21 protein-coding genes are annotated in these 25,655 nt (G+C 63.0%); 9 read left to right on the top strand and 12 right to left on the bottom strand.

The genetic code is table 11. The features are described 5' to 3' along the window. Positions 1 to 21: 21 nt before the first annotated feature. The 4 genes from AB5Y89_RS05100 to AB5Y89_RS05085 form a co-directional block, all read right to left on the bottom strand. The gene (locus AB5Y89_RS05100) at positions 22 to 1,182 is read right to left on the bottom strand and encodes a patatin-like phospholipase family protein (protein ID WP_010673432.1); all 1,161 of its coding nucleotides are present in this window, start codon (positions 1,180 to 1,182) and stop codon (positions 22 to 24) included. A 117-nt stretch (positions 1,183 to 1,299) separates the two neighbouring features. Then, complete coding sequence (locus AB5Y89_RS05095) at positions 1,300 to 2,157, bottom strand: alpha/beta hydrolase (RefSeq protein ID WP_069785620.1); 858 nt, start codon at positions 2,155 to 2,157, stop codon at positions 1,300 to 1,302. A 72-nt stretch (positions 2,158 to 2,229) separates the two neighbouring features. Next, complete coding sequence (locus AB5Y89_RS05090) at positions 2,230 to 2,811, bottom strand: TetR/AcrR family transcriptional regulator (protein ID WP_039039448.1); 582 nt, start codon at positions 2,809 to 2,811, stop codon at positions 2,230 to 2,232. A 159-nt stretch (positions 2,812 to 2,970) separates the two neighbouring features. Continuing rightward, positions 2,971 to 3,615 carry a response regulator transcription factor gene (locus AB5Y89_RS05085; protein ID WP_045523565.1) on the bottom strand — a complete coding sequence of 215 codons (645 nt, stop codon included), beginning with the start codon at positions 3,613 to 3,615 and terminating at the stop codon, positions 2,971 to 2,973. A gap of 158 nt (positions 3,616 to 3,773) precedes the next feature. Between AB5Y89_RS05085 and AB5Y89_RS05080 the strand changes: the two genes are divergently transcribed. Continuing rightward, a complete protein-coding gene (locus AB5Y89_RS05080; protein ID WP_139700598.1) occupies positions 3,774 to 4,400 on the top strand; it encodes a glutathione S-transferase in 627 nt (208 codons plus the stop codon). 63 nt (positions 4,401 to 4,463) lie between these two features. Here the strand turns inward: AB5Y89_RS05080 and AB5Y89_RS05075 are convergent, their stop codons facing one another. The 5 genes from AB5Y89_RS05075 to AB5Y89_RS05055 all read right to left on the bottom strand — a co-directional run bounded on the left by AB5Y89_RS05075 (position 4,464) and on the right by AB5Y89_RS05055 (position 9,990). Then, positions 4,464 to 6,587 carry an alpha-amylase gene (locus tag AB5Y89_RS05075; protein ID WP_324040747.1) on the bottom strand — a complete coding sequence of 708 codons (2,124 nt, stop codon included), beginning with the start codon at positions 6,585 to 6,587 and terminating at the stop codon, positions 4,464 to 4,466. Between the two features lie 207 nt (positions 6,588 to 6,794). Further along, a complete protein-coding gene (locus tag AB5Y89_RS05070; protein WP_029313951.1) occupies positions 6,795 to 7,961 on the bottom strand; it encodes a membrane protein in 1,167 nt (388 codons plus the stop codon). Further along, the gene (locus AB5Y89_RS05065) at positions 7,961 to 8,332 is read right to left on the bottom strand and encodes a GtrA family protein (RefSeq protein ID WP_010673439.1); all 372 of its coding nucleotides are present in this window, start codon (positions 8,330 to 8,332) and stop codon (positions 7,961 to 7,963) included. The genes AB5Y89_RS05070 and AB5Y89_RS05065 overlap by 1 nt, the downstream gene beginning before the upstream one ends. Beyond that, positions 8,329 to 9,387: a glycosyltransferase family 2 protein gene (locus tag AB5Y89_RS05060; RefSeq protein WP_010673440.1), complete on the bottom strand. Its 1,059-nt coding sequence runs from the start codon at positions 9,385 to 9,387 to the stop codon at positions 8,329 to 8,331. Before AB5Y89_RS05060 ends, AB5Y89_RS05065 begins: the two co-directional genes overlap by 4 nt. 57 nt (positions 9,388 to 9,444) lie before the next feature. Next, positions 9,445 to 9,990, bottom strand: coding sequence for a hypothetical protein (locus AB5Y89_RS05055; RefSeq protein ID WP_010673441.1), 546 nt, complete (start codon positions 9,988 to 9,990; stop codon positions 9,445 to 9,447). 309 nt (positions 9,991 to 10,299) lie between these two features. Between AB5Y89_RS05055 and AB5Y89_RS05050 the strand changes: the two genes are divergently transcribed. The 4 genes from AB5Y89_RS05050 to AB5Y89_RS05035 all read left to right on the top strand — a co-directional run bounded on the left by AB5Y89_RS05050 (position 10,300) and on the right by AB5Y89_RS05035 (position 13,689). After that, entirely contained in the window at positions 10,300 to 11,067 is a 768-nt protein-coding gene (locus AB5Y89_RS05050; RefSeq protein ID WP_368223016.1) for a substrate-binding periplasmic protein, read from the top strand. Positions 11,068 to 11,158: 91 nt separating this feature from the next. Then, complete coding sequence (locus AB5Y89_RS05045) at positions 11,159 to 12,640, top strand: murein L,D-transpeptidase (protein ID WP_045523555.1); 1,482 nt, start codon at positions 11,159 to 11,161, stop codon at positions 12,638 to 12,640. 148 nt (positions 12,641 to 12,788) lie between these two features. Continuing rightward, positions 12,789 to 13,334, top strand: coding sequence for a DUF882 domain-containing protein (locus tag AB5Y89_RS05040; protein WP_039039271.1), 546 nt, complete (start codon positions 12,789 to 12,791; stop codon positions 13,332 to 13,334). A 103-nt stretch (positions 13,335 to 13,437) separates the two neighbouring features. Then, a complete protein-coding gene (locus AB5Y89_RS05035; RefSeq protein WP_010673445.1) occupies positions 13,438 to 13,689 on the top strand; it encodes a hypothetical protein in 252 nt (83 codons plus the stop codon). A gap of 94 nt (positions 13,690 to 13,783) precedes the next feature. Here AB5Y89_RS05035 and AB5Y89_RS05030 read toward each other — a convergent pair whose 3' ends face one another. After that, entirely contained in the window at positions 13,784 to 14,398 is a 615-nt protein-coding gene (locus AB5Y89_RS05030; protein ID WP_010673446.1) for a trimeric intracellular cation channel family protein, read from the bottom strand. A gap of 134 nt (positions 14,399 to 14,532) precedes the next feature. Next, positions 14,533 to 15,297 (bottom strand): sulfate transporter CysZ, encoded by a 765-nt coding sequence (cysZ, locus tag AB5Y89_RS05025; RefSeq protein WP_010673447.1) that lies wholly within the window; start codon positions 15,295 to 15,297, stop codon positions 14,533 to 14,535. Positions 15,298 to 15,407: 110 nt separating this feature from the next. Between cysZ and AB5Y89_RS05020 the strand changes: the two genes are divergently transcribed. The 3 genes from AB5Y89_RS05020 (at position 15,408) to ligA (ending at position 22,034) form a co-directional block, all read left to right on the top strand. Continuing rightward, on the top strand, positions 15,408 to 18,782 hold the full coding sequence (locus AB5Y89_RS05020; RefSeq protein WP_368223013.1) for an AAA family ATPase: 3,375 nt from the start codon (positions 15,408 to 15,410) through the stop codon (positions 18,780 to 18,782). Between the two features lie 15 nt (positions 18,783 to 18,797). Then, positions 18,798 to 19,928: a cell division protein ZipA gene (gene zipA, locus AB5Y89_RS05015; protein ID WP_042864248.1), complete on the top strand. Its 1,131-nt coding sequence runs from the start codon at positions 18,798 to 18,800 to the stop codon at positions 19,926 to 19,928. A 99-nt stretch (positions 19,929 to 20,027) separates the two neighbouring features. Beyond that, positions 20,028 to 22,034: an NAD-dependent DNA ligase LigA gene (gene ligA / locus AB5Y89_RS05010; protein ID WP_368223011.1), complete on the top strand. Its 2,007-nt coding sequence runs from the start codon at positions 20,028 to 20,030 to the stop codon at positions 22,032 to 22,034. A 57-nt stretch (positions 22,035 to 22,091) separates the two neighbouring features. On the opposite strand, the gene AB5Y89_RS05005 is transcribed toward ligA, so the two are convergent. After that, the gene (locus AB5Y89_RS05005; RefSeq protein WP_368223010.1) at positions 22,092 to 23,060 is read right to left on the bottom strand and encodes an ABC transporter substrate-binding protein; all 969 of its coding nucleotides are present in this window, start codon (positions 23,058 to 23,060) and stop codon (positions 22,092 to 22,094) included. Positions 23,061 to 23,499: 439 nt separating this feature from the next. On the opposite strand from AB5Y89_RS05005, the gene nrdD reads away from it, so the two are divergent. Beyond that, entirely contained in the window at positions 23,500 to 25,617 is a 2,118-nt protein-coding gene (gene nrdD, locus AB5Y89_RS05000) for an anaerobic ribonucleoside-triphosphate reductase (protein ID WP_042864245.1), read from the top strand. Positions 25,618 to 25,655 lie beyond the last annotated feature (38 nt).

The following is a 25,655-nucleotide window of genomic DNA, read 5'->3' as shown; positions in this document are numbered from 1 at the left end:
CTTGCCATGGGATAAGGCCCCTCAGGCCTCTTCGCGAAACTGCTGCTGCCTCCCGCTGCCCGGCAGGTCGAGGAAGGCCTCGATGCGCTGGCGGTGATCCAGCGCGTCCTGGTATCCCAGCTTGATGAGCCGCTGGCAATAGCCGGGGTCAAACATCAGGAAGCTGGCCAGGCTGCTGCTCTCTTCGCCGTTGACCCCGAGCACTCGCAGCAGACGGCGCAGCTGGGTCGGCAACCGTGGGAGGTATTCGAGGGCGATGAGGTCGAGATCCTGGCTGGGGCGGATCACGCAGGTCTCCACCTGGCGCAGTTTCAGTCGACTGCGCTCCCGTGCCGGAATAAGGGAAAGGGTCTGGTTGATGCGCCCGAGCCGCTCCAGATCCGAATTGAGGGTGTCGGAGAAGACGGTGTTGAGCAGATGGCTCGCGATGTTGGAGCTGGTCAGGTGCCCCTGGCGGGGAGTCGGGTTCTCCCTGTGAGGGGAGTCCAGGGTCACCAGCAGGATCCGCTCCGCCCCCAGGTGGATGGCGGGGCTGAGCGGGCTCAGCTGGTGGATGGAGCCATCCCCGTAGACGCGATCGCCGATGGGGGTGGCGGGAAAGACAAAGGGCAGCGCCGACGAGGCCAGCAGATGATCCGAGGTGAGCAGGGTACGCAGGCCACGTCGTCTGGCGCGCTCCCAGGGCTGATGTTCGGCCCGCCCCTGGAAGAAGGTGGTGGAGAGGCCGTCATCGTAGTCGGAGGCCGTGATGGCGATGGCCTCCAGGCTGCCGTAGAGGATGTTGTCATCGATGCGGTGATAGTCGATGAGCTGATCCAGCAGACGGCGCAGGGGGGCGTTGTCAAACAGGTGAAAGGCTCGGTTGCTCTGGGGGGTGATGAGGCCGGCCGAGCCCTGATAGAGGGTGCGCCACAGCAGTTGGCAAGGGTGGAAGTCGAAGATGTGGTGGGTCTCGAATCGTCGCCAGACCCACTCCAGCTTGCGCACCCCCAGATGGAAACAGGAGGCGTAGCACGCCAGCGCCGTGATGTTGAGAGCCCCCGCCGAGGTGCCGCACAAAATGGGGAAGGGGATGCCGATGTTGCGGGGGTAGAGTTCGGCCACCGCCTTGAGTGCGCCGACCTGATAGGCGGCGCGGGCACCACCACCAGTCAGCAGAAGAGCAGTATTGGGTCTGGCCATGAGGGTGCGCCTTATCGTGATCGCCAGGGCGGGTTGCCACCGCGCAATTCAACTATAAGACGTTGTATACCGGATAAAAATGGGCCGCACGCTCAATTTTTGCGGCCCGTTTCATTTTCAGTTTGCCAAGGGCGTCTGGCTCAGTTGATCGAAGGCGGCGAAGGCTGGAGGGCTTGCCAGAATACGGCCATGGCCGAGCCCCCGGGTGCTCACCAGTCGGGTTCTGCCATCCTGGGCCGCGCGCAGGGAGTCCCGGTGGGGGGCGAAGCGGTCTTCCTCATCGTGAACGATGAGGGCGGCGCCGCTGCGCCGGGCGAGCCGGCCAAGGGGGTCAACCGTGCTGAGCGGGTGCTGGTATTCGTGTTCTATCTCCTTGACCACCGCATCGAACAGCCGGATGGAGTAGCCGGAGCGCGCCACCATGCCGTAGAGCTGGGGCACGTAGTCGAGCACCGGGGAGATGAGCAGCAGCGGCAGCGTATCGATTGCCGGGTGACGGCTGCTGAGGGTGACGGCGCCCCCCATGCTGTGGGTGATGACGCCCTGGACGGGGCCGACCCGCTCGAGGATCTCGTCGAAAGCGCGCACGAAGCGGGGCAGGTGACCCCTGTTCCCTTCGCTCCGGCCGTGGGCGGGGTGATCGTAGGCGAGGGCCGTATAGCCCTGGGCGGCGATGTGGCTCATCAACGGATAGAACTGGCTGGCACTGCCTGACCAGCCGTGCATCAACAGCCAGACCGGCCCCTGCCCGAGCCGGTAGCTCATCAGGGTCCCTTCACTGGTGTGGATGGCCTGCTCGACCAGGCCAGCTGGGGCTGCGACGCCCCGGGTCGCCCGCTGCGGGGTGAGCAGCAGCTTGCTGGCGGTGCGCTTGGCGTGGGTGGGCGCGAGCACGTGATGCAGGCGGGTGCCGAGGCCCAGCAGCAACTTGCTCGGGCTGAAGCGGCGTGTGTTGAAGTAGATCTTGCTGCTCATGGTCATCCTGTGTCTTTTGTGTGCGAACGATCGTGCTTTTTTGCGGGTTTTTAAAAAGAAGAGCCCGTCGGGTCAGCGCCAGCTGGCCAGCAGAGCGGTGACCTCCGGCCAGAAGTGGCGGGCCGGATCCTCGCTGAGCCCCAGGGCATGGAACACCTGATCCCCGAGATAGAGGCCATAAAGGCGATAGACGGCGCGCCAGGGGTCGAGATCGCTGCGCCACTCCCCTCTGGCCTGCCCCTGCACTACCTGGCGTGCCAGGTAGTCGAGCCAGAAACGGACCAGCTCGCGTGCCGCCTGCTGGACCTCACCCTCCTGGGCGGAGGTCCAGGCATCGAGGAACATGCAGCGGCCGGCAAAACTCTGGTTCCAGGCCAGCCAGGCCTGCAACAGGGCGAGCAGTTTCTCCTGCTGGGTGGCGTACCCCTGTTGGCGCACCGGCTGGATCACCCGCTCCCGAAATACCTCGGCGGAATGGGTGAGCACGGCGATTTGAAGGTTGTCGCGGGACTGGAAGTGGGCGAACAGACCGCTTTTTGACATCTCGCAGGCCGTTGCGAGGGAGCCTATGGTGAGGCTCTCCAGCCCCTGCTGGCTCGCCTGCTCGAATGCAGTCTGCAAAATGGTGTCGCGGGTCAGACGTCCCTTGCTCATCCGGCTCTCCTCTCTCTGGGTTGGCAGCATAAAGTACGACCGTGCTAATTGTCGAGCCGCAAATGGTGCAGGGAGGCCGTTTCCGGCTGCCGCGGGGGGCCAGAGAGTCTTCTGGGAGGCGGGTGTGGCTGGCTTGTTACGAGTCAGCCGGGGACGAGCTCAGTCGTCCTTGATGCCCATTTGCTGCAGGGCGATGACTGCCTGGGTGCGGTTCTTGACCCCAAGTTTGCGGAAAATCGCGGTGATATGGGCCTTGATGGTCGCCTCGGAGACGTTGAGCTCCCAGGCGATCTGTTTGTTGAGGCTGCCATCCCGCAACATGATGAGCACCTTGTATTGCTGGGGGGTGAGGCTGGCCAGCTTGGTGGCGAAATCGGGCCCTTCGCTGGGCTCGGGATGGAGGGAGATGCCTTCCGGCACCCAGTTGTCCCCCCCGATCACCGTATTGAGGGCGCTGACCAGCTCTTTCATGGGGACGGACTTGGGAATGAAGCCGAGCGCGCCCAGGCGCAGCACCTGCTGGATGATGGCGGGATCCTCGGAGGCCGAGACCACGACGATGGGGAGATCCGGGTGGTGTCCGCGCAGATAGGCCAGCCCCTCGAAGCCGTTGGCCCCCGGCATCTTGAGATCCAGCAGCAGCAGGTCGACGTCGGGATGTTCATCGAGCAGGTGGCTCAGGCTGTCGATGGAGTCAGCCTCCAGCAATCTGGCGTCGTCGATGGCCATGTGCACCGCTTGATAGAGGGCGCCCCGAAACAGGGGGTGGTCATCTGCGATGACGATGGTAAATTGGCTGTCCATAGCTCACATTGTTGCTAACTGATTGTTTTGAAAAATCAAACTAGCACTGCTACCCAAGTGGGTCAAACCCGCCAGTACGCAAATGTGAGGTGGTCATCGGATGTCGTGCCACGGGGCCGGCGGGATGGCCAGTAAACAACCCATGCAGGAGGCAATCGATGGGATCCCTGGTTTTGACGGTGGGCACGGGCTCCACCTGGGCAATGAGAACGGCGCTGGTGCTGGCCATGAGCGGGCTCAAGTGGCAGGAGCAGGTCTTCGATCTGGAAGATGCCAAGGAGCTGCAACGGCTCAAGCGCACGGCCCCCGCCGGCCTGGTGCCCTGGCTCGACGACGGTGAGCTGCGTATTCACGACTCTCTGGCCATCGCCGAATATCTCCACGAGTGCTGCCCGGAGCGTCACCTTTATCCGGTGGACAAGGCCGAACGGGCCCTGGCCCGCAGCCTGTGCGCCGAGCTGCACGCCGGTTTTCGCCAGATCCGCACCCTGCTGCCTTTCTTCCTGGGGGCGCCCACCCAGAGTGAACCGCCGGTGGAGGTCATCGACGAGCTGGCCCGGTTGCAGACCCTCTGGTCCCAGGCGCGGGGGCGCTTCTATTTCGACGAGGCGAGCATTCTGGATGCCTTCTATGCGGTGATGGCCTATCGGCTGGCAAGCTATGGCATTTCGCTGCCCGGTCAGGCTGGCGCCTATCAGCAGGCCTTGCTGGCCTGGCCCCTGTGGCAGGAAACCCTGCTCAGGGCGAGGTTGCAGTGGCCAAAGGCGGCCCGCCAGTCTGATTGATGCGGGCGTCGGCAAGACAAAAAAGGGGAGCCATCGGCTCCCCTTTTTATTCAGGCCAGGTCGCTATTTCTGCCGACCTGCGAAGACCACGACCACTTTGTCTTCTCCTTTCTCCCGCACGAAGCCGTAGGGGGCATCGGAAATCTTCTTGTGGCTGCCCGCCGCGATGGCAGGGTGGGCGGCACGGAACTGGCCGAGCCGTTGCCAGTGCTTGACCAGCTCCGCCTTCTCGCCACTCGCCAGCTCCTGCCAGTTCATGTCCGAGCGCACGCTCTGATCGAACACGCCGCCATCCTTGGCCAGTCCCCGGCCGGACTCGTCGCCATAGTAGATCTGGATGCCCCCCGGCAGCAGCATGAAGCTGTTGGCCACCCGCCGTTGCAGCGCCACGTCTTGGTAGTCGCCGAAGAAGAGCTTGGTGTCGTGGGAGCTGATGTAGCTCAGCACGTTGAACTCGGGATCCTGGTTGATGCGGCTGGCGTAGCTCGCATAGGTGGGCTCTGCCCCCGCCATGCACTGGGCCTGGGGCAGGGCGAATTCACGCTGGTAGTCGAAGTTGATCAGGGAATCGAAGCCGTGCTGGTACCAGAAGTCCTTGGCGACCCCGTGATCCCACACCTCGCCCACCATGTAGAAGGGAAGGTCATCGAGGGCCTTGCCCGGGTTGGCGGCCTTCCACTCCTTGAGCGCGTCGGTGCCCGCCTGCTTGAGCCTGGCCCAGACCGCGGGCTCCAGGTGCTTGACGGTGTCGGCACGGAAGCCGTCGATGCCGAATCGGCGCACCCAGTCGGTGTGCCAGTCAATGAGGTAATCGCTCACTGTGGCGTTGGGCAGGGCCTTGGCCCTGGTGTCTTTTTTGGCAGCGAGCAGCGGTGGCAGCCCCACCGATCTGGTGGATTCGGTCAGGAAGTCCGGCAGTCCCGCCACCGAGCCGGTGACGTCGTCGGTGCCGGGTTGCGGGTAGCCGGGCAGGCCGGCCCGCACCCAGTCAGGGCCCCACCACTTGTCCCAGTGGGATGACTGGTAGTCGATGAACTGGTTGTAGCCATGCCAGTTGAGGCCGCCGCTCGGGCGCCATTCGTTCCAGCGACTCGGCAGCTTGCCGGTGTTCTGGGTGAGATCGGTGAGCCCCAGATCCTGCAAGTCGGCGAGGGTGGCGTAGCCTGCGTGGTTCATCACCACGTCGAGGATGATCCGCATGCCGCGCTTGTGGGCCTCGTCCACCAGGGTTTTCAGGCTCTCTTCGTCGCCGTAGTTGGGGTCGATTTTGGTGAAGTCGAGCGCCCAGTAGCCGTGGTAGGCGTAGAAGGGGAAGTTCCCCTGTTCGCCACCGCCGATGAAGCCGTGGACCTGTTCCACCATGGGGGTGATCCAGATGGCGTTGATGCCGAGTTGCTTGATGTAGTCGAGCTTCTCGGTCAGCCCCTTGAAGTCACCGCCATGCCAGGTGGCCACTTCGTCCTGACCATCCTTCTGACGACCGAAGCTGTGATCATTGGCGGGATCGCCGTTGTGGAAGCGGTCGGTCAGCAGAAAATAGACGCTCGCCTGATCCCAGCTGAAGGGAGCAGGCTTGGCGGCCTTGACCGGCTCGAGCAGCAGCAGGCCGCCGCTCTCCTTGCTCGGTGTCAGGGTGATCTTGCCGCCCTTGACCACGGCTTCCTGTCCCGAGTAGGCATCCCGCAACCGGGTGCCGTCGGGCCAGACGCCCTTGAGTGATGTCGTGACCGGGCCGCCATCCCAGCTGATGCAGGGCTCTTCCGGGGGCTGGCGTTTGAACTCGCTCTTTTTGGTTGCCCGCAACACCTTGAGGCTGGGGGTATCGGGGTTGAAGGTGAACTCGTAGTCCCCCGCCAGCATCACCCTCAGATTGAAGTCTGTCCCCTTGCTGCACTTGTCCATGGGCTGGGCGGTGCCGAAGGGAAGGGGCTTGGCCTCGGTTGGCCCGAAGCTGGTGCCGCAGCTGTTGCCCGCATCGCTGATGCGGATCTGGTGGCTCCCCTTGTCCAGTCTGTGGGTCAGAGTGACGGTGCCCTTGTCCAGCGTCAGCGCCTCGGCCACCGGTTTGCCATCCACATGGAGATAGACCTCGGGGGCGGCCATCGCCTGACTGATGAACAGCGGTGTGGCGAGCACGGCCAGCCACAGGGGTGATGGGCGAAGAGCGGGGCGCGAAGAGAGACGCATAAGCCATTCCTTGAGCAGAGTGTGAGGAGCAGGGTCCGTTGAGGCACTCATTCTAGGGTGCGCTGGGGCAGGCTTGGACCGGTAAAATACCGATTTGTGACGTCAGTTCAAATGGTTACGTTTTCAAGAATGGAAAAGTGTGAACCGGGTGTCGCGGCCATGAAAAAAGCCGGTCAGTTGACCGGCTTGTAGGCATTCGGGGTGGCGTCACACGGTGAAGAACTTGAAGTTGACGAAGGCCACCGCGATGAAGGAGGCAACCATGCCGCTGATGCAGAGCACCGCGGGGCGGATGGCAGGCCAGCGATGGGCCAGCAGCACGATGGCCAGCAGGGTCGGATAGAGGCCGAACATGTAGCGGGGCATGGCGTTGAGCCCGGTCATCAGGGGGATGGTGCAGCAGATGAACATCAGGGTCGCTTCGGCCCAGCGTTTCTGGCTGAACAGGTAGCCATTCAGACACCAGCCGAAGATCACCATGATGGAGAGATAGGCCTTGCGCCCCCCCAGCTCGAAGCCGCTCAGCCACCAGTCCAGGGGGCTGTCCATATAGCGGCCCCAGGCCACCTGGATGTGCTTGAAGGCCAGGGCATCCCCGGTGAGGTGATAGAGATAGACCATGTAGGAGAAGAGGCCGAGGGGAATGAGCCAGAGGGTGAACACCACCTTGAAGGCCCGCTCGGTGAAGCGGAAGAACTCGCGCCAGCCGTAGGCTTGCAGGGCCAGGATCAGCACCGGGAACACCATCATCACCCCCAGGTTGCGGGTGGCGGAGATGAAGATGCCGAGGAAGGCGACCATGAGCCACTGTTCGCGGTAGGCGAACAGGAACATTCCCAGCATCAAGGCCATGAACATGGGCTCGGTATAGCCGGAGACGAAATAGGCGGAGAAGGGGGAGAAGGCCAGCAGCCAGACCCCGAAGCGGGCGGTGTCGTCCCCCAGCTTGAGCTGGCGCAGCACCAGCAGCATCAGGGGCAAGCTGATGAAGAAGGCGATGTTGGCCACCAGCATCAGGCCGATGAGGCTCTCCATGTCAAACAGGCTGGAGAGACCGCCGGCCAGCATGGGATAGAGGGGCATGAAGGCCCAGTTCGCCGCATTGCCCTTGCTCAACCAGCGTGGATAGAGGTCGTAACCATTCTCGATGATGCGCTGGAACCAGACGCAGTCGAACTGGCAGTAGGCCTGCAGCGGCCCGATGTCGGTGGCGCCATAGAGCTGGACGCCGAAATAGCCCATGCCATAGAGCGCCACCCGGCTCAGCACAAAGGCGGCGACAATCATCAGCCAGTCGCGGCCGCTGATGCGCAGTGACGGGCGATAGGGGAGTGCAGCCCCGGTTGACGGGGCGGTATTGGTCATATCATTCATCAGGCAAAAACCCAGATACGGGAGAGAACGTAGGTGAGCACGGTGACTGTCAGGGTGGCGATCACCACCGGCAACAGGCCGGAAAGACCGGCAAACAGCAGACCGCTCAATATCAGGTTACGCACCGCCAGCGAGAAGAGGGCGACCAGCAAGAACTTGCTGGCGGCACCTTGTTTCTGGAAGGTGATGTAGCGATGGCCGAAGAACGAGAACCAGAACGCCACGGCAAAGGCCAGGGTCGTGACCAGGTGCTCGGAGATGGCCGGCCAGGTATGAAACAGGGCGATGGAGGTACCCAGATCGACGAGGGTGGCCCCCCCGCCGACAAAACCGAAGCGAACCAGCCGCCAGAATTCCTCGCGGGAGATCATTGAGACGCCTGCTCCTGCTGATCATCAGCGGCTTTCGCGGCGGCCTTCTTGCCAGCGCTCTTCTTGCTGGTGGTGGGCACTTCCTGCTTCTGCTCTTCATCCTGCTTGGCGTACTGGCCGTAGACCCCTTCGATGAGGTAGACGGGGCGCTGTTTCACCTCGACGAACATGCGGCCGATGTACTCGCCGATGATGCCCAGCGACAGCAGCTGGATGCCGCCGAGGAACAGCATAACCGACATCAGGGAGGCGTAACCGGGCACGTCGATGCCGAAGAAGAGCACCTGGGTGATGATCTTGAGGATATAGAGGAAGGCGATGAAGGAGACACCGACCCCGATGTAGCTCCACACCCGCAGCGGCCAGCTGGAGAAGCTCATCAGGCCGTCAAGGGCGAAGTTCCACAGCTTCCAGTAGTTGAACTTGGTTTCGCCGGCATGGCGGGCCGGGCGCTCGTAGGGAACGCCGACGGCGCGAAAACCGGCCCAGGCGAACAGCCCCTTCATGAAGCGGTTGCGCTCCGGCAACTGCTTGATGGCCTCGACCACCTTGCGATCGATGAGGCGGAAGTCACCGGCGTTCTCCGGCAGCTTGGTGCTGGTGGAGAGGGCGTTGAAGAAGCGGTAGAAGCCACCGGCGGTCAGGCGTTTCATCGGGGTGTCGGCGCTGCGATCCACCCGGATGCCGTAGACGGTGTCATAGTCGCCGGTCTGCCACAGCTTGACGAACTCCAGAATGAGAGAGGGGGGATCCTGCAGGTCCACGTCCATGGGGACGATGGCGTCGCCCTTGGCCTGGTGCAGGCCGGCGGTCATGGCCGCTTCCTTGCCGAAGTTGCGGGCCAGGTTGACCAGGGTCACACGGGGATCCCGGGCGATGGCCTGCTCGACCACCTCACGGGTGCGGTCACGGCTGCCATCGTTGACGAACACGATTTCAAGCTGGTCTTTGAGCGGGGCCAGTTCGGTATCTATCGCGCTGATGAAGGCGTCTATGCTCTCTTCCTCGTTGTAAACGGGAACGACCAGAGAGAGTCGAAAATCGGCACGGGACATGGGAACTTCCTTATTGAAAGAATTATTTTACGGAACAGATACTTGGGGCATTCCGCTTCACTGAGCCACGGTCAGTCGCACGGACTGGACGTTGAGCGGTGTCGGGGCGGAGAGCGCCAGGAAGTTGGGACGCTTGGGATCGGCGGTCAGGGAGTCGCCCGGCAGGCTGAGGCGGATCTCGTTGATGCCCGCCTTGGCCAGCTTGACCGTGGTGGTGAAATCATGACCCAGCGCCACCTTGAGCAGGGCACCAGCCTGGGGGCTGTTGATCCTGGCCTGGATGGTGAGCTGCTCCGGCTGGGCCTGCTGCTTGGGCAGCACGAAATAGAGACCGCCCTGACCGCTCAGCTCGGTGCCTTGCTCGCTGGGCTTCTTGGCCCAGCCTTCGCTTGAGAGGAAGCGGCTCGGCTTGGTCAGGTTGAGTTCGTTGCCGGGCTGGTAGGTCATGCTGGAGTTGTGCTCCCAGAAACGGGTCTTGCCTTCCAGGTAATAGAGCTTGTAAGCCAGGCTCACGTTGGGGTGAGCGGCCAGATAGAGGGTATAAAGGTAGAAACCGCTCAGTGCCAGGATGGCAGCCAGAAAACCGAACTTTTTGTAGGTCATATTACTCACTCGACGCCCGACAGATTGATAGGCAGATTTCGCGCATATGCTAATCCAATTGCAAAAAAAGCATAGTGGATCACAAAAATATATTTGCTCACATATTAACCCTCAATCACCCTGCTTACCAAGGGGCTTTGGGGTCGTTTGCTTCCTCTTCTTGATTGTGGCTTTTTCGGCGCCAACCTGTCTGCCGCCACCTGGGGCGCATCAGGCAAACGGCTGATATTGTGCTTTGTTGTGGCAGGATCTGTCGCCATTTCACCCGGGCAGAATTAAGATGGCCTGTCCCGTCGTCAAGGATGACCCATGAGACTCTTCTCTCTGTGTGTGCTCTGCTGTCTGCCCCTCCTACCGTTGTGGGCGCAATCGTTCTGCTCCTCCCCCCTTCGCGTCGGTTTCGATGACTGGCCCCCATACCACTATTACCAGCAAGAGGGAGCACGTCGGGAACTGCGTGGATTTGCGGTCGACTACCTCAATGCCGTGTCGAATCGGCTGGGTTGTCGTCTGGTCTATGTGGAGCGTCCCTGGAAGCGGGGGTTGCACGATCTTGAGCGGGGTCGGCTGGACATCGTGATGGAGGCGTATTTTGCTGATGAGAGGGCGCGTTATGCCTGGTTCTCCATCCCCTACAACCCGGGCCGGACATCGCTCTGGGTACGCAAATCCGGTACCGGTGAGGAGTCGGATCTGGCGAGCTGGCTGGCCCACGGGCATCGCCTCGGTGTGACCAGGGACTACTATTACGGCCCGGAAATCACCAAGGTTCTGCAGCGATACCGTAACCAGGTGAGCGAGGTCAACGATGTGCAAAACTATCGCAAGCTGCTGCTTGGGCGGATAGACGGTTTTCTCGGGGATAGTCTGGCCACGCCCTGGGGTCTGAAGAGAGAGGGGCTGTCGGACGCGGTCGTCCCCCACACCATGGCGATCCATGAGACGCCCACCTTTTTCATGTTGAGCAAGAAGACCCTGTCCGGGGAATTCGTAGCGCGGTTCAACGAGGCGATAGTGGCCGTCGGCGACAGCGGGGAGCAGGAACTCATCTGGCGTCGTTACACCTCCGTCCGCTAGCAAAGTCGTCGGCATTCACGCATCATGGGGTCCTGACCGTCGCGCCTGACAGGCCGAAATGAACCGATTTGAGGCAAGCGTGGTAAGAAGCATGGGTAAGAAGTATTGGTTGGCATTGGCGAATCTCATCTGGCTGGGCTGCTGGCCGGCCAGCATGGTTCATGCCAGCACGGAACAGGCGGTAGTGGCCAGTCCCAGCATCCAGCATGACTGGTATCAGAACGAGGTGGCCGAGCAGGCTCGTCATGAGCTTGAACAGCAGTTGCAGGAAGCGGTGCTGGCCCAGCTGCATCCGGATTTCTACCGCCTCTGGCAGCAGTTGCAAAAGACCCCGGCGGATCGGCGCGGTGCCCTCTACGATGAGGCCTTTGGCAAGCTGGCCCGGTTCCAGCAGGCCTGGCGAGGGATGGATCTGGTCGCGCGCGAACAGATGCAGACCCTCAAGCTGGATCTGAACCGCCCCCTGGCCCATGCCCCCCAGGGAGACAATCTGCTGGAGCAGGTCAGGCAACTCAGGCCACAGGTGGCGGAATACGACGCCGTGCGCGAAGAAGTGCGCAAGCTGCTGGCCATGCCCATGGCCAAGCACTGGCCCACCCTCTCCATGCCGACCCTGCGGGCCGGGGAGAGCTCGACCGAGCTCGGCCAGATCCGCTCCATCCTGAACGAACTGGGGGACAGTGCCCCGACTCACCAGGACAGCCTCTACGATCCCGAGACCGAACAGGCCATCAAGCAGTTCCAGCGCCGCCACGGCCTGACCGCCGACGGCATCATCGGCCGTCAGACCCGCAGCTGGCTCAATACCGGCCCCGAGGTGCGCGCCAGCCTGCTGGTACGCAACCTGTGGCGCCGTGATCTGGTGGATCACCTTGCCGGTCGCTATGTGCTGGTCAACATTCCGGACTACCGCCTGAGCGTGGTGGAGTCTGGCAGCGAGGTCTTCACCAGTCGGGTCATCGTCGGCAAGGAGCAGCGGGCCACCCCCATCCTTGCCAGCGAGATCCGCTCCATCGTGCTGAACCCGGCCTGGCACGTGCCGCGCTCCATCCTGAGCAAGGACATTCTGCCCAAGCTCGGGCGCGATCCTGCCTACCTGGATCGCGAACAGTTCGAGGTGATCGACGGCGAGGGCAATCCGGTGCAGTTCAGCGAAGATGGTTGGCACCATGCGCTGGCCTCGGGTTTCCCTTACCGGTTGCGGCAAAAGCCGGGGGATCACAATGCCCTGGGTCGCTACAAGTTCTATCTGCCCAACAACGATGCCATCTATCTCCACTCCACCCCGCGCAAGGCGCTGTTCGAGCAGGGGGCCCGTGCTTTCAGCTCGGGTTGCATCCGGGTGGAACACGCCGACGATCTGGCGGAGTTGCTGCTGGCGGACTCCCGCTATCAGCCGGACAAGGTGGCCAGCATCCTGAAAGAGACCCAGACCAAGTGGCTGCCCCTGAGCAACCCTATCCCGGTGTTTACCGTCTACTGGAGCAGCTGGATTGATGAAGAGGGACGTCAGCAACTGCGCAACGATATCTACGGATTCGACAGAGTCAGCTATCAAAGCCGCTTGCTGTGATCCTTGCCACAGAGTGAAAAGCCCGGCCCGTGCCGGGCTTTTTCATGGGTGAATGGGGTTTGACAGCGCTTTTTCTGGCAGGTAGTTTCGGCCCTTGTATCAAATTCATTCACCTGTGTGACTTCACCATGAGATGGACGGACAACGGATGCTGGGACAAGAGATAAGCCGACGCCGTCTGCTGCTGGGGGCGGGTTGCTTGATGGGGACCAGCCTGCTGTCGTTCCCTGCGCTGGCGAGCCGCAGCACTTCGGGACGGGAACTGAGTTTCTTCAACCTCAATACCGGCGAGCGGGTACGCGCCAGTTATTGGGAAGATGGCCACTATCTGAGCGACGGGCTGGCGGAGCTCAACCATATTTTCCGTGACTACCGTCGCAACGAAGTGTTCAACATCGACAGAAAGCTGTTCGATCAGCTCTTTCTGCTGCAACACAAGTTGGGACGCCACGGCGAAATCCAGCTCATCTCGGGTTATCGCTCCCCGGCCACCAATCAGCAGAAGCGGCGCAAGAGTCGCGGCGTCGCCAAGCACAGCTACCACACCCTGGGGCAGGCGGTTGACGTGCGCATCCCCGGCGTGCAGCTGGCGCACCTGCGCAAGGCCGCCCTGAACCTCAAGGTGGGCGGTGTGGGTTATTACCCTTCCGACAACTTCGTGCACCTGGACACAGGCCCCGTTCGCAGCTGGTGAGTCGGGATTTCCTCAAGGGTTGAGTGCCGATTGTGTCTTTTTGCCGCTGGCATTGAGGGGGACCAAGCTGCTAGGCTCTGGACTCCAGCCAGAGGAGAGAAAGATGAAGCAGATTGTGATCGGGGGGCTCATCGCCCTGTTGTTGACTGGTTGCGGCAAGCTCAACCGCGAGAGCTACGACAAGCTGAAAGTCGGGATGAGCTATGCCGAAGCGAGTGCCATCCTCGGCAAGGCCGAGCGTTGCGACGATGCTCTCGGCACCACGAGCTGTGTCTGGGGAGGGGAAGGCAAGAACATCAAGGTGCGTTTCATCGCCGACAAGGCGACCTTCTTCAGCTCGGAAGGGATCAACTGACCCTTTCCTCCCTTGCCGATGCCCAACAAAAAAGCGCCGTATGGCGCTTTTTTGTTGCTCGTTATCCGTGCGATATGGCCAGGAACTGGCGCGATCAATGGGTGGCGTACTGATAGTTGAAGGTGGGCAGTCCCCACTTGAAGCGTACCGCCAGGAGCCGCAGCACGAAGCCGATGCCGATGGCACCGAAAGCGGCCCAGTCGTTGGGCAGCCCATGGTGCAGCGCAAAGCAGTAGAGCGCGGCGGTGATCAGCGAGACGGCGGCATAGAGCTCGCGCTTGAACACCAGCGGGATGCGCTGGCACAGCAAGTCCCGCAGCACCCCCCCGAACACGCCGGTCACCACGGCCATGATGCAGGCGATGCCGGCCCCGTGACCCATCTCGAGCGCCCGGGCAGCCCCGAAGATGGAGAAGACCACGAGCCCCAGGGCATCGAGCGCCAGGAACAGCTTGCCAAGGTAGCGCATCAGCGGGGCCGAGATGACCCCGGCCATGGCGGCGCCCGCCACCAGCAGCACGTATTCGGGGTGCTCGACCCAGAGCAGGGGATAGTGGCCCAGCAGCACATCCCGAATGGTACCGCCACCGATGGCCGTCGCCGAGGCGATGATCACGACGCCAAACAGATCCATCCGTCGCCGACCCGCTGCCAGCGCGCCAGTCATCCCTTCGGCCACCAGGCCGAGCAAGAAGAGTGCATGTAACATGAGATATCCCAGGGTGCGAGAAAGGCCCGCATCCTAACAACCCTGCGCTGGGGCGACAAGCTATCTTGGTTATGCATTAGATTAAGTAATGAAAAGGGGGCTTTCGCCCCCTCTTTTGATCATGATGACGCGGTTCAGCGTCCAAGTTGCTCGCTGCGGTATTGGTCTACCCACATGGCGGTGGCGCCACAGATGGCCACCGGCATCACGAAGAGATTCACCACCGGGATGGCGGAGAAGAGGGTCACCAGGGCGCCGAAGCTCAGGCACTTTCCACGACGTTGCTTGAGGGCGTCGCGCATGGTGATGAAGCCGATCTTGTGGTTGTCGAACGGATAATCGACATACTGGATCGCCATCATCCAGGCGCTGAGCAGGAACCAGAGCACGGGTGCCAGGGTCTGGCCCACTACCGGGATCAGGAAGAGGATCAGGCAGCCGATGGCCTTGGGCAGATAGTATTTCAGCTTGGTCCATTCGCGGCCGAAAGTACGGGGCACATCTTTCACCACATCCAGCATGCCGGTGTCATTCATGGCTTCACCGGTGAGGATCTGTTCCACCTTCTCTGCCAGCAGGCCGTTGAAAGGGGCGGCTATCCAGTTGGCCACCGAGCTGAAGATGAAGGAGAAGACCACCAGTATGGTGATGAGGGCTATGGGCCAGAGCAGGTAATCAAGCCAGGAGAGCCAGCTCGGGATCTGCTGGTGCAGCCAGGCGAACAGACCGTCCAGTTGTAGCAACAGGGCGTAGAAGGCACCGGCAAAGAGCACGAAGTTGACCAGCAGGGGGATCAGCACGAAGGTGCGGATGCCGGGCTGGCGGATGAGTGAGAAGCCGCGCAGGAAGTAGTCTGCACCGCTGACCGAATCTTTGACCATGTGGGGTGATTGGCTCATGTGAGCTCCATCAGTGAATGGGGAAAGTGCCAGCATATTACAAACAAGCCTTTGATTTGGTAAAGTCGCCTGCCCGCCTCCTCTTTATTTCGTTACCCACATAGGCCGCCATGCGTCTGAAATTGATCAAACTCGCCGGTTTCAAGTCGTTTGTCGAGCCGACCCGCATCGAACTCAACGCCGACATGACCGCCGTGGTGGGCCCCAACGGCTGCGGCAAATCCAACGTCATCGACGCCGTGCGCTGGGTGCTGGGGGAGAGCTCCGCCCGCCATCTGCGCGGCGAGAACATGACCGACGTCATCTTCAACGGCTCCATCAATCGCAGCGCCCATGGCCGCGCCTCGGTGGAGCTGGTGTTCGACAATCCCCACAACCGGGTACCCGGCGAGTTCGGCCGCTTTACCGAGATCTCGGTGCGCCGCGAAGTGCTGCGCGACGGTTCCAATCACTACCAGATCAACGGCCAGAAGTGCCGCCGCAAGGACGTGACCGACCTCTTCCTCGGCACCGGCCTTGGGCCCCGCAGTTACGCCATCATCGAACAGGGCACCGTCAGCCGGCTGGTGGAGTCCCGCCCCGCCGATCTCAAGCTGTTCATGGAAGAGGCCGCCGGGGTCTCCCGCTACAAGGAGCGGCGCCGCGAGACCGAGCAGCGCATCCGCCATACCCAGGAGAACCTGGAACGCCTTGGCGATATCCGTGGCGAACTGGGCTCACGCCTCGAGCATCTCAAGGCCCAGGCCGAGACCGCCGAGCGCTACAAGCAGCTCAAGAGCCGTTCGCGCGCTGCCCGGGCCGAGCTGATCGGCTCGGAACTGTGGGCGCTGGAGACGCGTCTTGGCGAAGCCAAGACCGAACTGGCCCAGACCGAGCAGGCGCTGGCGGCACTCGATGCCAAGCGCACTGCAGACGAAGGACGCCACGTCACCCTGTCGGTGGCCCGCCAGGAGGCGCAGGCCGAGCAGGCCAGCCGCCAGCAACAGATTTTTCTCGGCGGGCAGGCCATCGCCCGCCTCGAGCAGCAGCAATTGCACCAGAACGAACTTGGCCGCGACTGGCAGGCGAGGCGGCAGGCCCTCGGCGAGCGTATCGACGGCCTCAAGGCCCAGCTGGCCGGCCAGCTGGAGCAACTGGCCGACAGCACGTTGCAGGGGGAGGTAGCGTCGGCGCGCCTCGAGCAGTGTGAGCAGTTGCTTACCGACCAGCACAGCGTGCGTGCGGCAGCGGGCGATCGGCTCGAGCAGGCGCGCCAGCGTCAGCAGCAGTGGCAGCAGCAGCTGGGCCAGTTGCAGGGGCGGCTCAACCAGACCCGCGCCGAGGTGAACGGCCTGCAGGAGCTGCAGGCCAAGACCCGGCTTGCCCGCCTCAAGCTGGAAGACGAACAGGCCGGGCCCCTTGGCGGGGAGGGGGAGAACCTGCAACCGGCCCTCGATGCCCTGGCGGCGGAACTCTCGCTCTCCCGCGCCCGCCATGAGGAAGCCGATGCGGCGTGGCAGGCCGGCGTGTCGCGCCATGAAGCACTCAAGGCAGAGCAGGGTCGCCAGCAGGGCCTGCTGCGCGAGCTGGAGGCGCGCCTCGCCACCCTGGATCAGATCCTGGGGGAGCAGATGGCGGGCGCGACCCTGGCGGATCGGTTGCAGGTTCCCCCCGAGTGGGCCCGGGGGCTGGACAAGGTGCTCGGCCGCTGGCTCACCGCAATCCCGGCGGACGAGTGCAACCTGGCGCAACCCGGACTCTGGATTGGCCCGGCCCAGCCAGCCAGGGCCGGTACCCTGGCGGCGCAACTGGGGGGCGAGCACATTCCGGCTTTCCTCAATGCCATCTGGCTGGCAGAGAGCAGGGAGGAGGCGCTGTCCCGCCTGCACAGCCTATCTGCCGGTGAGTCGCTGCTCACTCCCGCCGGCGACTGGTTCGGCCCCAACTGGGCGGATCTGGGGGAAGGCATGGCCCTGGGTACGCTGGCGCTGCTCGGCGAGCGTGAGCGGCTGCACACCGAGCTGGCCGCGGGTCGGGAGGCGCTGCACAGACTCGACGAGCAGCTTGTCGCCGCCGATGCTGCGCGGGCCCAGCTGCACAGCGCCCATGAGCTGGCTCAGTGCACCCTGCGCGAGCAGGAGCTGCGGTGGCAGCAACTGCGCGAAGCCTGGAGTCTGCGCGAGGGGCAGCGCCAGGAGCGCTTGCAGCGCCTGGGCCAGCTGGGGGAAGAGCTGGCCCGGCTCGACAAGGAGCAGGCTGAGGAGGCGCAGCGGCTGGCGTCGGCCGGGGAGCGGCTTGAGCAGGATGAAGCGGCCCTTGGCGAGCTGCAGGAGCAGGGGGAGGTACTCGCCGAGGCGCTGCTGCTCGCCCAGGAGCAGGTGAGCGGGGCGGAGCGGGCGCTGGAAGAGGTGCGCCTTCGCCGGGAGCAGCAGCAGGCGGCCTGCCAGCGGTTGCAACTGGAGCAGCAGAACCAGCGCCAGCTCATCACGCTGCGCGAGCAGGAGCTGGCCCGTCTCGGCCTGGAGCTGGCGGAACTCAAGGAGCCAGGGGCCGCTCCGAGTCAGGATCTGTCGCCCCTGCTGGTCGAACAGCGCAATCTTGAGGCGCAGCAACTGGCCTGTCACCAGCGGCTCGCGGAGCTGGATCGTCAGCTGACCGAGCTGGAGCAGGCCAGAAGCTCCGATCACAAGCAGCTGGTGAAAATTCAGGAGAAGCTGGCGACTCTGCGGCTCGAGCGCGAGCGCAACCTGACGCGCAGGCAGGGACTGCACGAGCAGTTCGAAGAGCTGGGCGTGCGCCTGGTGGACCTCGATCAGGCGGTGCTGATTGCCGCTGATCGCGGCAAGCTGCGCCAGGAGATCCAGACGCTGGAGGCGCAGGTGGAGGCGCTTGGCGCCATCAACCTGGCGGCACTGGAAGAGTATGAGGAGGCGAAAACCCGTTCAAGCTACCTGGAAAATCAGTGCCAGGATCTGGAGCAGGCCCTCGATACCTTGAGCCAAGCCATTAAAAGAATTGATAAAGAAACACAAATACGCTTCCGCGACACTTTCGATAAGGTCAATGAAGATTTAAAATCCCTGTTCCCAAAAGTGTTCGGGGGGGGCAGTGCCTGGCTTGAGCTGACCTCGGATGATCTTTTGGAGGCCGGAGTGAGCATCATGGCAAGACCTCCGGGCAAGAAGAATGCTACCATTGCCCTGCTTTCCGGGGGGGAGAAGGCGCTAACCGCCCTTGCGCTGGTTTTCGCCATCTTCAGACTCAATCCAGCACCATTTTGTCTGCTGGATGAGGTGGATGCACCGCTCGATGAAGTGAACGTCGGTCGCTTCTGTTCTCTTGTCAAAGAGATGTCGAGCACAGTACAGTTCGTTTACATCAGTCATAATAAGGTCTCCATGGAGATGGCCGAGCAGCTGGTTGGCGTCACGATGCAAGAGCCCGGGGTTTCGCGCATAGTGTCGGTCGATATCGGTGAAGCCGTCGCTTTGGCTGAGCAAAACTAGAAAGAGAAGCAGCTAATGCAGGAATTGCGTTACATCTTGGTTGCCCTGGGCGGTATTGCCATCGCGGCATTGCTCATTCACGGGTTGTGGAGCAACAGAAAGAATCGTCAGGCACCGATCAAGGAGAAACCCCTGGGTCGGATGGAGTCCAAGTCCCGTGAGCGTGACAACGACGCCTTCGACAGCGATGGCATCGGTCAGGTGCGTGTGGTGAGCGGTGGCCGTCGTGCCGAGCCCAAACTGCGCAGCGACGAGGCCCGTCAGCCCGAACCCCGCCGTGTCGCCCCCGTTCCCGCCTTCGATGATGAAGATGACGACGCCGATCTGCCGCCTCCCGTGGTGCGCAAGCCTGCCGCTCGCCCTGTCCCCCCTCAGCCTGTGTATGAGGAAGAAGAGGACTATGAAGAGCCGGTTGCCGCCCCTGTTGAAGAGGCCCCTGCCGCGCCGGTGCGCAAACCTGCACAGGTGATCCGCCGTACGCCGGTACACCGTTCCCGTCCGCAGCGCGAGCCCATGATGCAGCCGCTGGACGAAGAGCCGCTGGTGGAGCCGGCCTATGCCCAGGCGCCGACCTTCGGTGCACGCGAGCCGGCACCGGTTGCCCAGCAGGCTCCCCGCTACGCCCAGCCGGCTTATGAAGAGCCCGCTTACGATGACGAGCCAGCCTATGAAGAGCCTGTTCACGCAGCCGAGCCAGAACCCGCTCCGGCCCCGGTCGAGAAGATCTGGCAGGATGTCTATGTCATCAACCTGATGGCCCGTCCCGGCCACGATCTGCAAGGGGCGACCCTGCTCTCTTCCCTGCTGGCGCTGGGCTTCAAGTTTGGCGAGATGGACATCTTCCACCGTCACGAAGATCTGGGCGGCAAGGGGGAGGTGCTCTTCTCCATGATCAACATGGTCAAGCCGGGTACCTTCAACCCCTATCGCATGGAGCAGTTCAGCACCCCGGGTGTGTCCCTCTTCATGCAACTGCCCCTTCGCAGCAATGCCGCCTTCGCCTTCGAGCACATGTTGCAGGCTGCGGATCAGCTGGCGAGCGATCTCGATGCCATGCTGACCGACGCCTCGCGCAGTCCCCTCAGCGACGACGACATCGCCCGCTACCGTCACGAGCTGGCGGCCTACGAGGCCAGCCGCGACTGATGCGCCATGGGGCTTGAACAATGAAAAGTGCGGTACCCCGGTGCCGCATTTTTGTTTCTGCCCCAGACTGAATGTTCCATCACACTTCGAGACTTTTTCATGAGCGATATCCTCTCCCGCCACCGTCAACTGTGTGAGCTGCTGACCGAGTACGGCCATCAGTACTATGTGCTGGACAACCCCACGGTGCCGGACGCCGAATACGATCGCCTGATGCGCGAGCTGATTGCGCTGGAGGCCGAGCATCCCGAGCTGAAAACCCCGGCCTCGCCGAGCGTGCGGGTGGGAGGCCAGCCGCTGACCGCCTTCAAGCAGGTACGCCACGAGATCCCCATGCTGAGTCTGGACAACGTCTTCAGCAGCGAGGAGTTGCAGGCGTTCGAGCAACGCATGGGTGATCGCCTCAAGCGGGAGGTGACTTTCACCTTCTGTTGCGAACCCAAGCTCGACGGTCTGGCGGTGAGCCTTCTCTACGTGGATGGCCAGCTGGTGCAGGCCGCCACTCGCGGGGACGGTACCACGGGGGAGGAGATCACCGAGAACGTGCGCACCATCAAGGCCATTCCCCTGACCCTGCGCGGCCAGGGGTGGCCTGCGCGGCTGGAGGTGCGTGGGGAGGTCTTCATGCCCAAGGCGGGGTTCGAGGCGATGAACCGCGATGCGCTGGCGGCGGGGGAGAAGGTGTTCGTCAACCCGCGCAACGCCGCTGCCGGCAGCCTGCGCCAGCTCGATTCACGCATCACCGCCAGCCGCCCCCTCAGCTTCTATGCCTACGGCGTGGGAGTCGGTGGCGACGAGCTGGGGGATTCCCACTTCGGTCGCCTCAATCAGCTCAAGGCCTGGGGTCTGCCGCTCAGCCCCGAGGTGAAGCTGAAAGAGGGTGCCGCCGGCTGCCAGGCGTTTCACGATGATATCCTGGCGCGTCGCGGGGATCTCCCCTACGAGATCGACGGCGTGGTCTACAAGGTGGATGACATCGCCCTGCAAGGGGAGCTCGGTTTCGTTGCCCGCGCGCCGCGCTGGGCTACCGCCCACAAGTTCCCGGCAGAAGAGGAGATGACGGCGCTTGAGAACGTCGAGTTCCAGGTGGGCCGCACCGGTGCCATCACCCCGGTGGCCAAGCTCAAGCCGGTGTTTGTCGGCGGCGTCACCGTGTCCAACGCCACCTTGCATAATGCGGACGAGATCGCGCGCCTTGGCGTGATGATCGGCGACACCGTGATCGTGCGCCGGGCCGGGGACGTGATCCCCCAGGTCGTGGCTGTGGTGGAGGCGCAGCGCCCGGCGGATGCCCGCGCGATCCTCTTCCCGACCGAGTGCCCGGTGTGCGGCTCGGCGGTGGAGCGGCTGGAAGGGGAGGCCGTGGCCCGCTGTTCCGGCGGTCTCTTCTGCGAGGCCCAGCGGGCGGCCGCCATCAAGCACTTCGCGGCGCGTCGCGCCATGGATGTGGATGGCCTTGGCGACAAGATAGTGGAGCAGCTGGTGGACAAGGGGCTGGTGAAGACCCCGGCGGACCTGTTCAGTCTCAACGCCATCCAGCTGGCCGGGCTCGATCGGATGGGGCAAAAATCGGCCCTCAATCTGGTGGCGGCCATCGATGCCGCCCGCAGCACCACCCTGCCCCGCTTCCTGTTTGCCCTGGGGATCCGCGAAGTAGGGGAGGCGACCGCCTTGAACCTTGCCAACCACTTCCTTACCCTGGATGCCCTGCGCGCCGCCTCGGTGGAGCAGTTGCTGGAAGTGGCCGACGTGGGGGACATAGTGGCCAAGCACGTCTACTACTTCCTGCGTCAGCCCCACAACATCGAGGTGCTGGAGGCCCTGCTGGCCGCCGGCATCCACTGGCCGGCCATCGAGAAGAAGGAGGCAAGCGATCAACCTTTTGCCGGCAAGACCTTCGTGCTGACTGGCACCCTCACCGCTTTGTCCCGCAACGACGCCAAAGCGGCGCTGCAGGCCCTGGGGGCCAAGGTGGCGGGCTCGGTGTCGGCCAAGACCGACGTGCTGGTAGCGGGGGAGGCGGCAGGCTCCAAGCTCGCCAAGGCCCAGGAGCTGGGGATCACCATCTGGACCGAGGCCGAGTTGCAGGCGGCCATTCAGCCCTGAGAATGCACGTTTGAGCAGACAAACCCGGCCCACTGGCCGGGTTTGTCGTTGGTGGGCTCACTCGACGTAGCTCACCTTGTCCTGCCAGGCATCGGGAGCCGTCAGGTGCCAGCGTGCCAGTTCGCTCTTGCTGAACAGATATTCCCCGCGGGATGCGGCGCGGGGGGAGAGGGCGCCGGGCGCCGTGCCTAAGAGGATGGCATTGGCCAGTTCGGCGGCTCTCTCTCCCTGGCTGTGGCCGTCGAGCACCAGACCGCCGATGGCGGCTCCCCTGCCCACCGCAAAGGCCCAGAAGCAGAACAGTGGCACCGGACTGTTGGCGCTGGTCCATGCCAGTACCTGTTGCTCGCTTACATGCTGGCCCTGAGCGTCGGTGAGAGTGTGGTAGAGGCCGAGGAAGAGCGCCTGATAGCCGTTTTCCCGGCTGGCGAGCACTGCCTCCTGCCAGCGTCCGTAGTCGGTGAACTGGCGGCTGCTGACCCGGGTCTGACCGATCGTCAGCTCGCCTCGCCCCTTGAACTCGTGGGCGACGGCGGTGCGGGACACCTCGCTTTCGTCAAACAGCACCAGGGCACGCTCCAGCCCTCCCATCAACTGACTCATCTCGCTGATGCTGCGCTTGAGCAGAGGGCGTTCCAGGACGCCGGTGATCAGGGGGTGGCCGACCAGCCCCTTGGGGCGCGGATTCTCGTTCATCCCGAGAAACACCACGGGCGTTCCCCGGGCGGCGATGGGTCGGGCGAGGGCGTTGATGGCGTTGTCATCCCCCAGGATCACCAGCGCTGGCTGGTGGGTCCGGTAGGCGGCCATTCCCTTGGCGAGCAGTTCGTCACGGGTCTGGCCGGGCTGGCGCTTGGTGTCCAGATAGAGATAGCCGAGGTGATGCGCCTGCTTGAGGTGTTTCTCTAGGCCGGCACTGTAGCTCTGATCCCACTGGTTGCTCTGGTGATAACTGCTGATCACCAGGATCTCGGCGGCCAGCAGCGGGAGGGAGAGGAGGGAGAGCAGGAGCAAGACCTTGGTCACGTGTGTTTTCCGCAAGGGACAGACTGTTCCCCAGTATGTGCTCTCCCGCTCTCTGGCGCCTCGGTCAATTGTTGTCGGAAGGCGTGCCCCTCTCTTTTTATCCCTTGCCGGGCGGGAGCCCGCATCCCGTCTGGGGTGAGCAAAAAGAGCGCCTTTTGGCACTGGTCGTGAACTGCCCCACTCCTTCCAAAACCTGTTCTGGATCAAGAAACAGGGTACCGCTTTGGTGCCTAATATACCCCACATATAGGGGTAAGCATAAAAAAAACACCCATATATAGTGTCATAAAGCTGTGCATAAGTGGTCGCCCTCTCAGTGTCAGCCCAGGTGTTTCAAGCCTTGGCTGACCTTGTTTGCGCCGGGGACGGGCGTGGAGAAGGGGACTCAACGAGGGTGAGCCGAGGGTGGCCACCAGGTCTTTCAATACGGGGAAAATCGATGAAACCGGTAGTGATCAAACGCGATGGATGTCGTGCACCATTCAATGGCCAACTGATCCGCGATGCGGTCAGCCGGGCTGCGGCCGCGGTCAATCAGGCCAGTCCGGCGCTGGCCGAGCGCATTGCCGCCGCCGTCAGCCAGGAGCTGGAGGGGCGAGGGGAGGTAGACATCCACGAGATCCAGAACCGGGTCGAGAACCACCTGATGGCCTCCGACGACAAGGCCATCGCCCGTGCCTACATCGAATACCGTCACGACCGTGATCAGGCTCGCGAGGCCCGGGGTCGCCTGGCCCAGGAGATCCGCGGCCTGGTGGAGCAGACCAACGCGGCCCTGCTCAACGAGAACGCCAACAAGGACTCCAAGGTGATCCCGACCCAGCGTGACCTGCTGGCGGGCATCGTCGCCAAGCATTACGCCATCAGTCACATGCTGCCCCGTGACGTGGTGCAGGCCCACGAGAGCGGCGACCTGCACTTCCACGATCTCGACTACTCCCCCTTCTTCCCCATGTTCAACTGCATGCTGATCGATCTGCAGGGGATGCTGACCCACGGCTTCAAGATGGGCAACGCGGAGATAGACACCCCAAAATCCATCAGCACCGCCACCGCGGTGACCGCCCAGATCATCGCCCAGGTGGCGAGCCATATCTATGGCGGCACCACCATCAACCGCATCGACGAAGTGCTGGCACCCTATGTGACCATCAGCTGGCACAAGCACCGGGAGGTGGCCGAGGAGTGGGGGATCAGGGACGTGGATGCCTACGCCATGGCCCGCACCGAGAAGGAGTGCCACGACGCCTTCCAGTCCCTCGAATATGAGGTCAATACCCTGCACACCGCCAACGGTCAGACGCCGTTCGTCACCTTCGGCTTTGGCCTGGGGGATAGCTGGGAATCGCGCCTCATCCAGCGCGCCATCCTTGGCAACCGCATCGCCGGCCTTGGCAAGAACAGGAAGACTGCCGTCTTCCCGAAACTGGTGTTCGCCATCAAGGATGGCCTGAACCACAAGCAGGGGGATCCCAACTACGACATCAAGCAGCTGGCGCTGGAGTGCGCCTCCAAGCGGATGTACCCGGACATCCTCAACCACGACCAGGTGGTCAAGGTCACAGGCTCCTTCAAGACCCCCATGGGGTGCCGCTCCTTCCTCGGTGCCTACGAAGAGAATGGCGAGCTGGTCCACGAGGGGCGCAACAACTTAGGTGTCGTGAGCCTCAATCTGCCGCGCATTGCCCTGAAATCCCGCGATGAAGCCGACTTCTGGGACAAACTGGATGCCGCCCTGCGGGTGGCCAAGACAGCGCTCATGTACCGCATCAAGCGCCTGGACGGGGTCAAGGCCCGGGTCGCTCCCATCCTCTACATGGAGGGGGCCTGCGGGGTGCGCCTCAAGGCTGATGACAACATCAGCGAGATCTTCAAACATGGCCGCGCCTCCATTTCGCTGGGTTACATCGGGGTACACGAGACCATCAACGCCCTCTATGGCACAGACGTCCACCTGTTCGACAGCGAGACCCTGCGCCAGAAGGCCATCGCCATCATCGCGCGGCTCAAGGCGGCCACCGACGAGTGGAAGGAGGAGACCGGCTACGGCTTCAGCCTCTACTCCACCCCGAGCGAGAACCTCTGCACCCGTTTCTGCCGCATCGACGCCAAGGAGTTTGGCGTGGTGGCCGGGGTGACCGACAAGGGCTACTACACCAACAGCTTCCACCTGGACGTGGAGAAGCAGGTGAACCCCTACGACAAGCTGGACTTCGAGGCGCCCTATCCGCCCATCGCCAGCGGCGGCTTCATCTGCTACGGCGAGTACCCCAACATCCAGCACAACCTGGAGGCGTTGGAGAACGTCTGGGACTACAGCTATGACAAGGTGCCCTACTACGGCACCAACACCCCCATCGACGAGTGCTACGACTGCGGCTTCACCGGCGAGTTCGAGTGCACCTCCAAGGGCTTCACCTGCCCGCGCTGCGGCAACCATGACCCCGCCAAGGTGTCGGTGACCCGCCGCGTCTGCGGCTATCTCGGCAGCCCGGATGCGCGCCCCTTCAACGCGGGCAAGCAGGAAGAGGTCAAACGCCGCGTCAAGCATATGTAAGCGAGCAGACCCCACCCCAGCCCTCCCCTTGGCAGGGG

Origin of the sequence: Aeromonas sp. s4, from assembly GCF_040907855.1 — a bacterium.
GTDB classification, from domain to species: domain Bacteria; phylum Pseudomonadota; class Gammaproteobacteria; order Enterobacterales; family Aeromonadaceae; genus Aeromonas; species Aeromonas caviae.
Note: the sequence above shows the minus strand (reverse complement) of the source record. Positions and strands in the feature narration are given on the sequence as shown.

Bases quoted from the DNA above. Each gene is read 5' to 3' on its own strand.
- AB5Y89_RS05100 (WP_010673432.1), bottom strand. From the start codon at position 1,182: ATGGCCAGACCCAATACTGCTCTTCTGCTGACTGGTGGTGGTGCCCGC.
- AB5Y89_RS05095 (WP_069785620.1), bottom strand. From the start codon at position 2,157: ATGAGCAGCAAGATCTACTTCAACACACGCCGCTTCAGCCCGAGCAAG.
- AB5Y89_RS05090 (WP_039039448.1), bottom strand. From the start codon at position 2,811: ATGAGCAAGGGACGTCTGACCCGCGACACCATTTTGCAGACTGCATTC.
- AB5Y89_RS05085 (WP_045523565.1), bottom strand. From the start codon at position 3,615: ATGGACAGCCAATTTACCATCGTCATCGCAGATGACCACCCCCTGTTT.
- AB5Y89_RS05080 (WP_139700598.1), top strand. From the start codon at position 3,774: ATGGGATCCCTGGTTTTGACGGTGGGCACGGGCTCCACCTGGGCAATG.
- AB5Y89_RS05075 (WP_324040747.1), bottom strand. From the start codon at position 6,587: ATGCGTCTCTCTTCGCGCCCCGCTCTTCGCCCATCACCCCTGTGGCTG.
- AB5Y89_RS05070 (WP_029313951.1), bottom strand. From the start codon at position 7,961: ATGAATGATATGACCAATACCGCCCCGTCAACCGGGGCTGCACTCCCC.
- AB5Y89_RS05065 (WP_010673439.1), bottom strand. From the start codon at position 8,332: ATGATCTCCCGCGAGGAATTCTGGCGGCTGGTTCGCTTCGGTTTTGTC.
- AB5Y89_RS05060 (WP_010673440.1), bottom strand. From the start codon at position 9,387: ATGTCCCGTGCCGATTTTCGACTCTCTCTGGTCGTTCCCGTTTACAAC.
- AB5Y89_RS05055 (WP_010673441.1), bottom strand. From the start codon at position 9,990: ATGACCTACAAAAAGTTCGGTTTTCTGGCTGCCATCCTGGCACTGAGC.
- AB5Y89_RS05050 (WP_368223016.1), top strand. From the start codon at position 10,300: ATGAGACTCTTCTCTCTGTGTGTGCTCTGCTGTCTGCCCCTCCTACCG.
- AB5Y89_RS05045 (WP_045523555.1), top strand. From the start codon at position 11,159: ATGGGTAAGAAGTATTGGTTGGCATTGGCGAATCTCATCTGGCTGGGC.
- AB5Y89_RS05040 (WP_039039271.1), top strand. From the start codon at position 12,789: ATGCTGGGACAAGAGATAAGCCGACGCCGTCTGCTGCTGGGGGCGGGT.
- AB5Y89_RS05035 (WP_010673445.1), top strand. From the start codon at position 13,438: ATGAAGCAGATTGTGATCGGGGGGCTCATCGCCCTGTTGTTGACTGGT.
- AB5Y89_RS05030 (WP_010673446.1), bottom strand. From the start codon at position 14,398: ATGTTACATGCACTCTTCTTGCTCGGCCTGGTGGCCGAAGGGATGACT.
- cysZ (WP_010673447.1), bottom strand. From the start codon at position 15,297: ATGAGCCAATCACCCCACATGGTCAAAGATTCGGTCAGCGGTGCAGAC.
- AB5Y89_RS05020 (WP_368223013.1), top strand. From the start codon at position 15,408: ATGCGTCTGAAATTGATCAAACTCGCCGGTTTCAAGTCGTTTGTCGAG.
- zipA (WP_042864248.1), top strand. From the start codon at position 18,798: ATGCAGGAATTGCGTTACATCTTGGTTGCCCTGGGCGGTATTGCCATC.
- ligA (WP_368223011.1), top strand. From the start codon at position 20,028: ATGAGCGATATCCTCTCCCGCCACCGTCAACTGTGTGAGCTGCTGACC.
- nrdD (WP_042864245.1), top strand. From the start codon at position 23,500: ATGAAACCGGTAGTGATCAAACGCGATGGATGTCGTGCACCATTCAAT.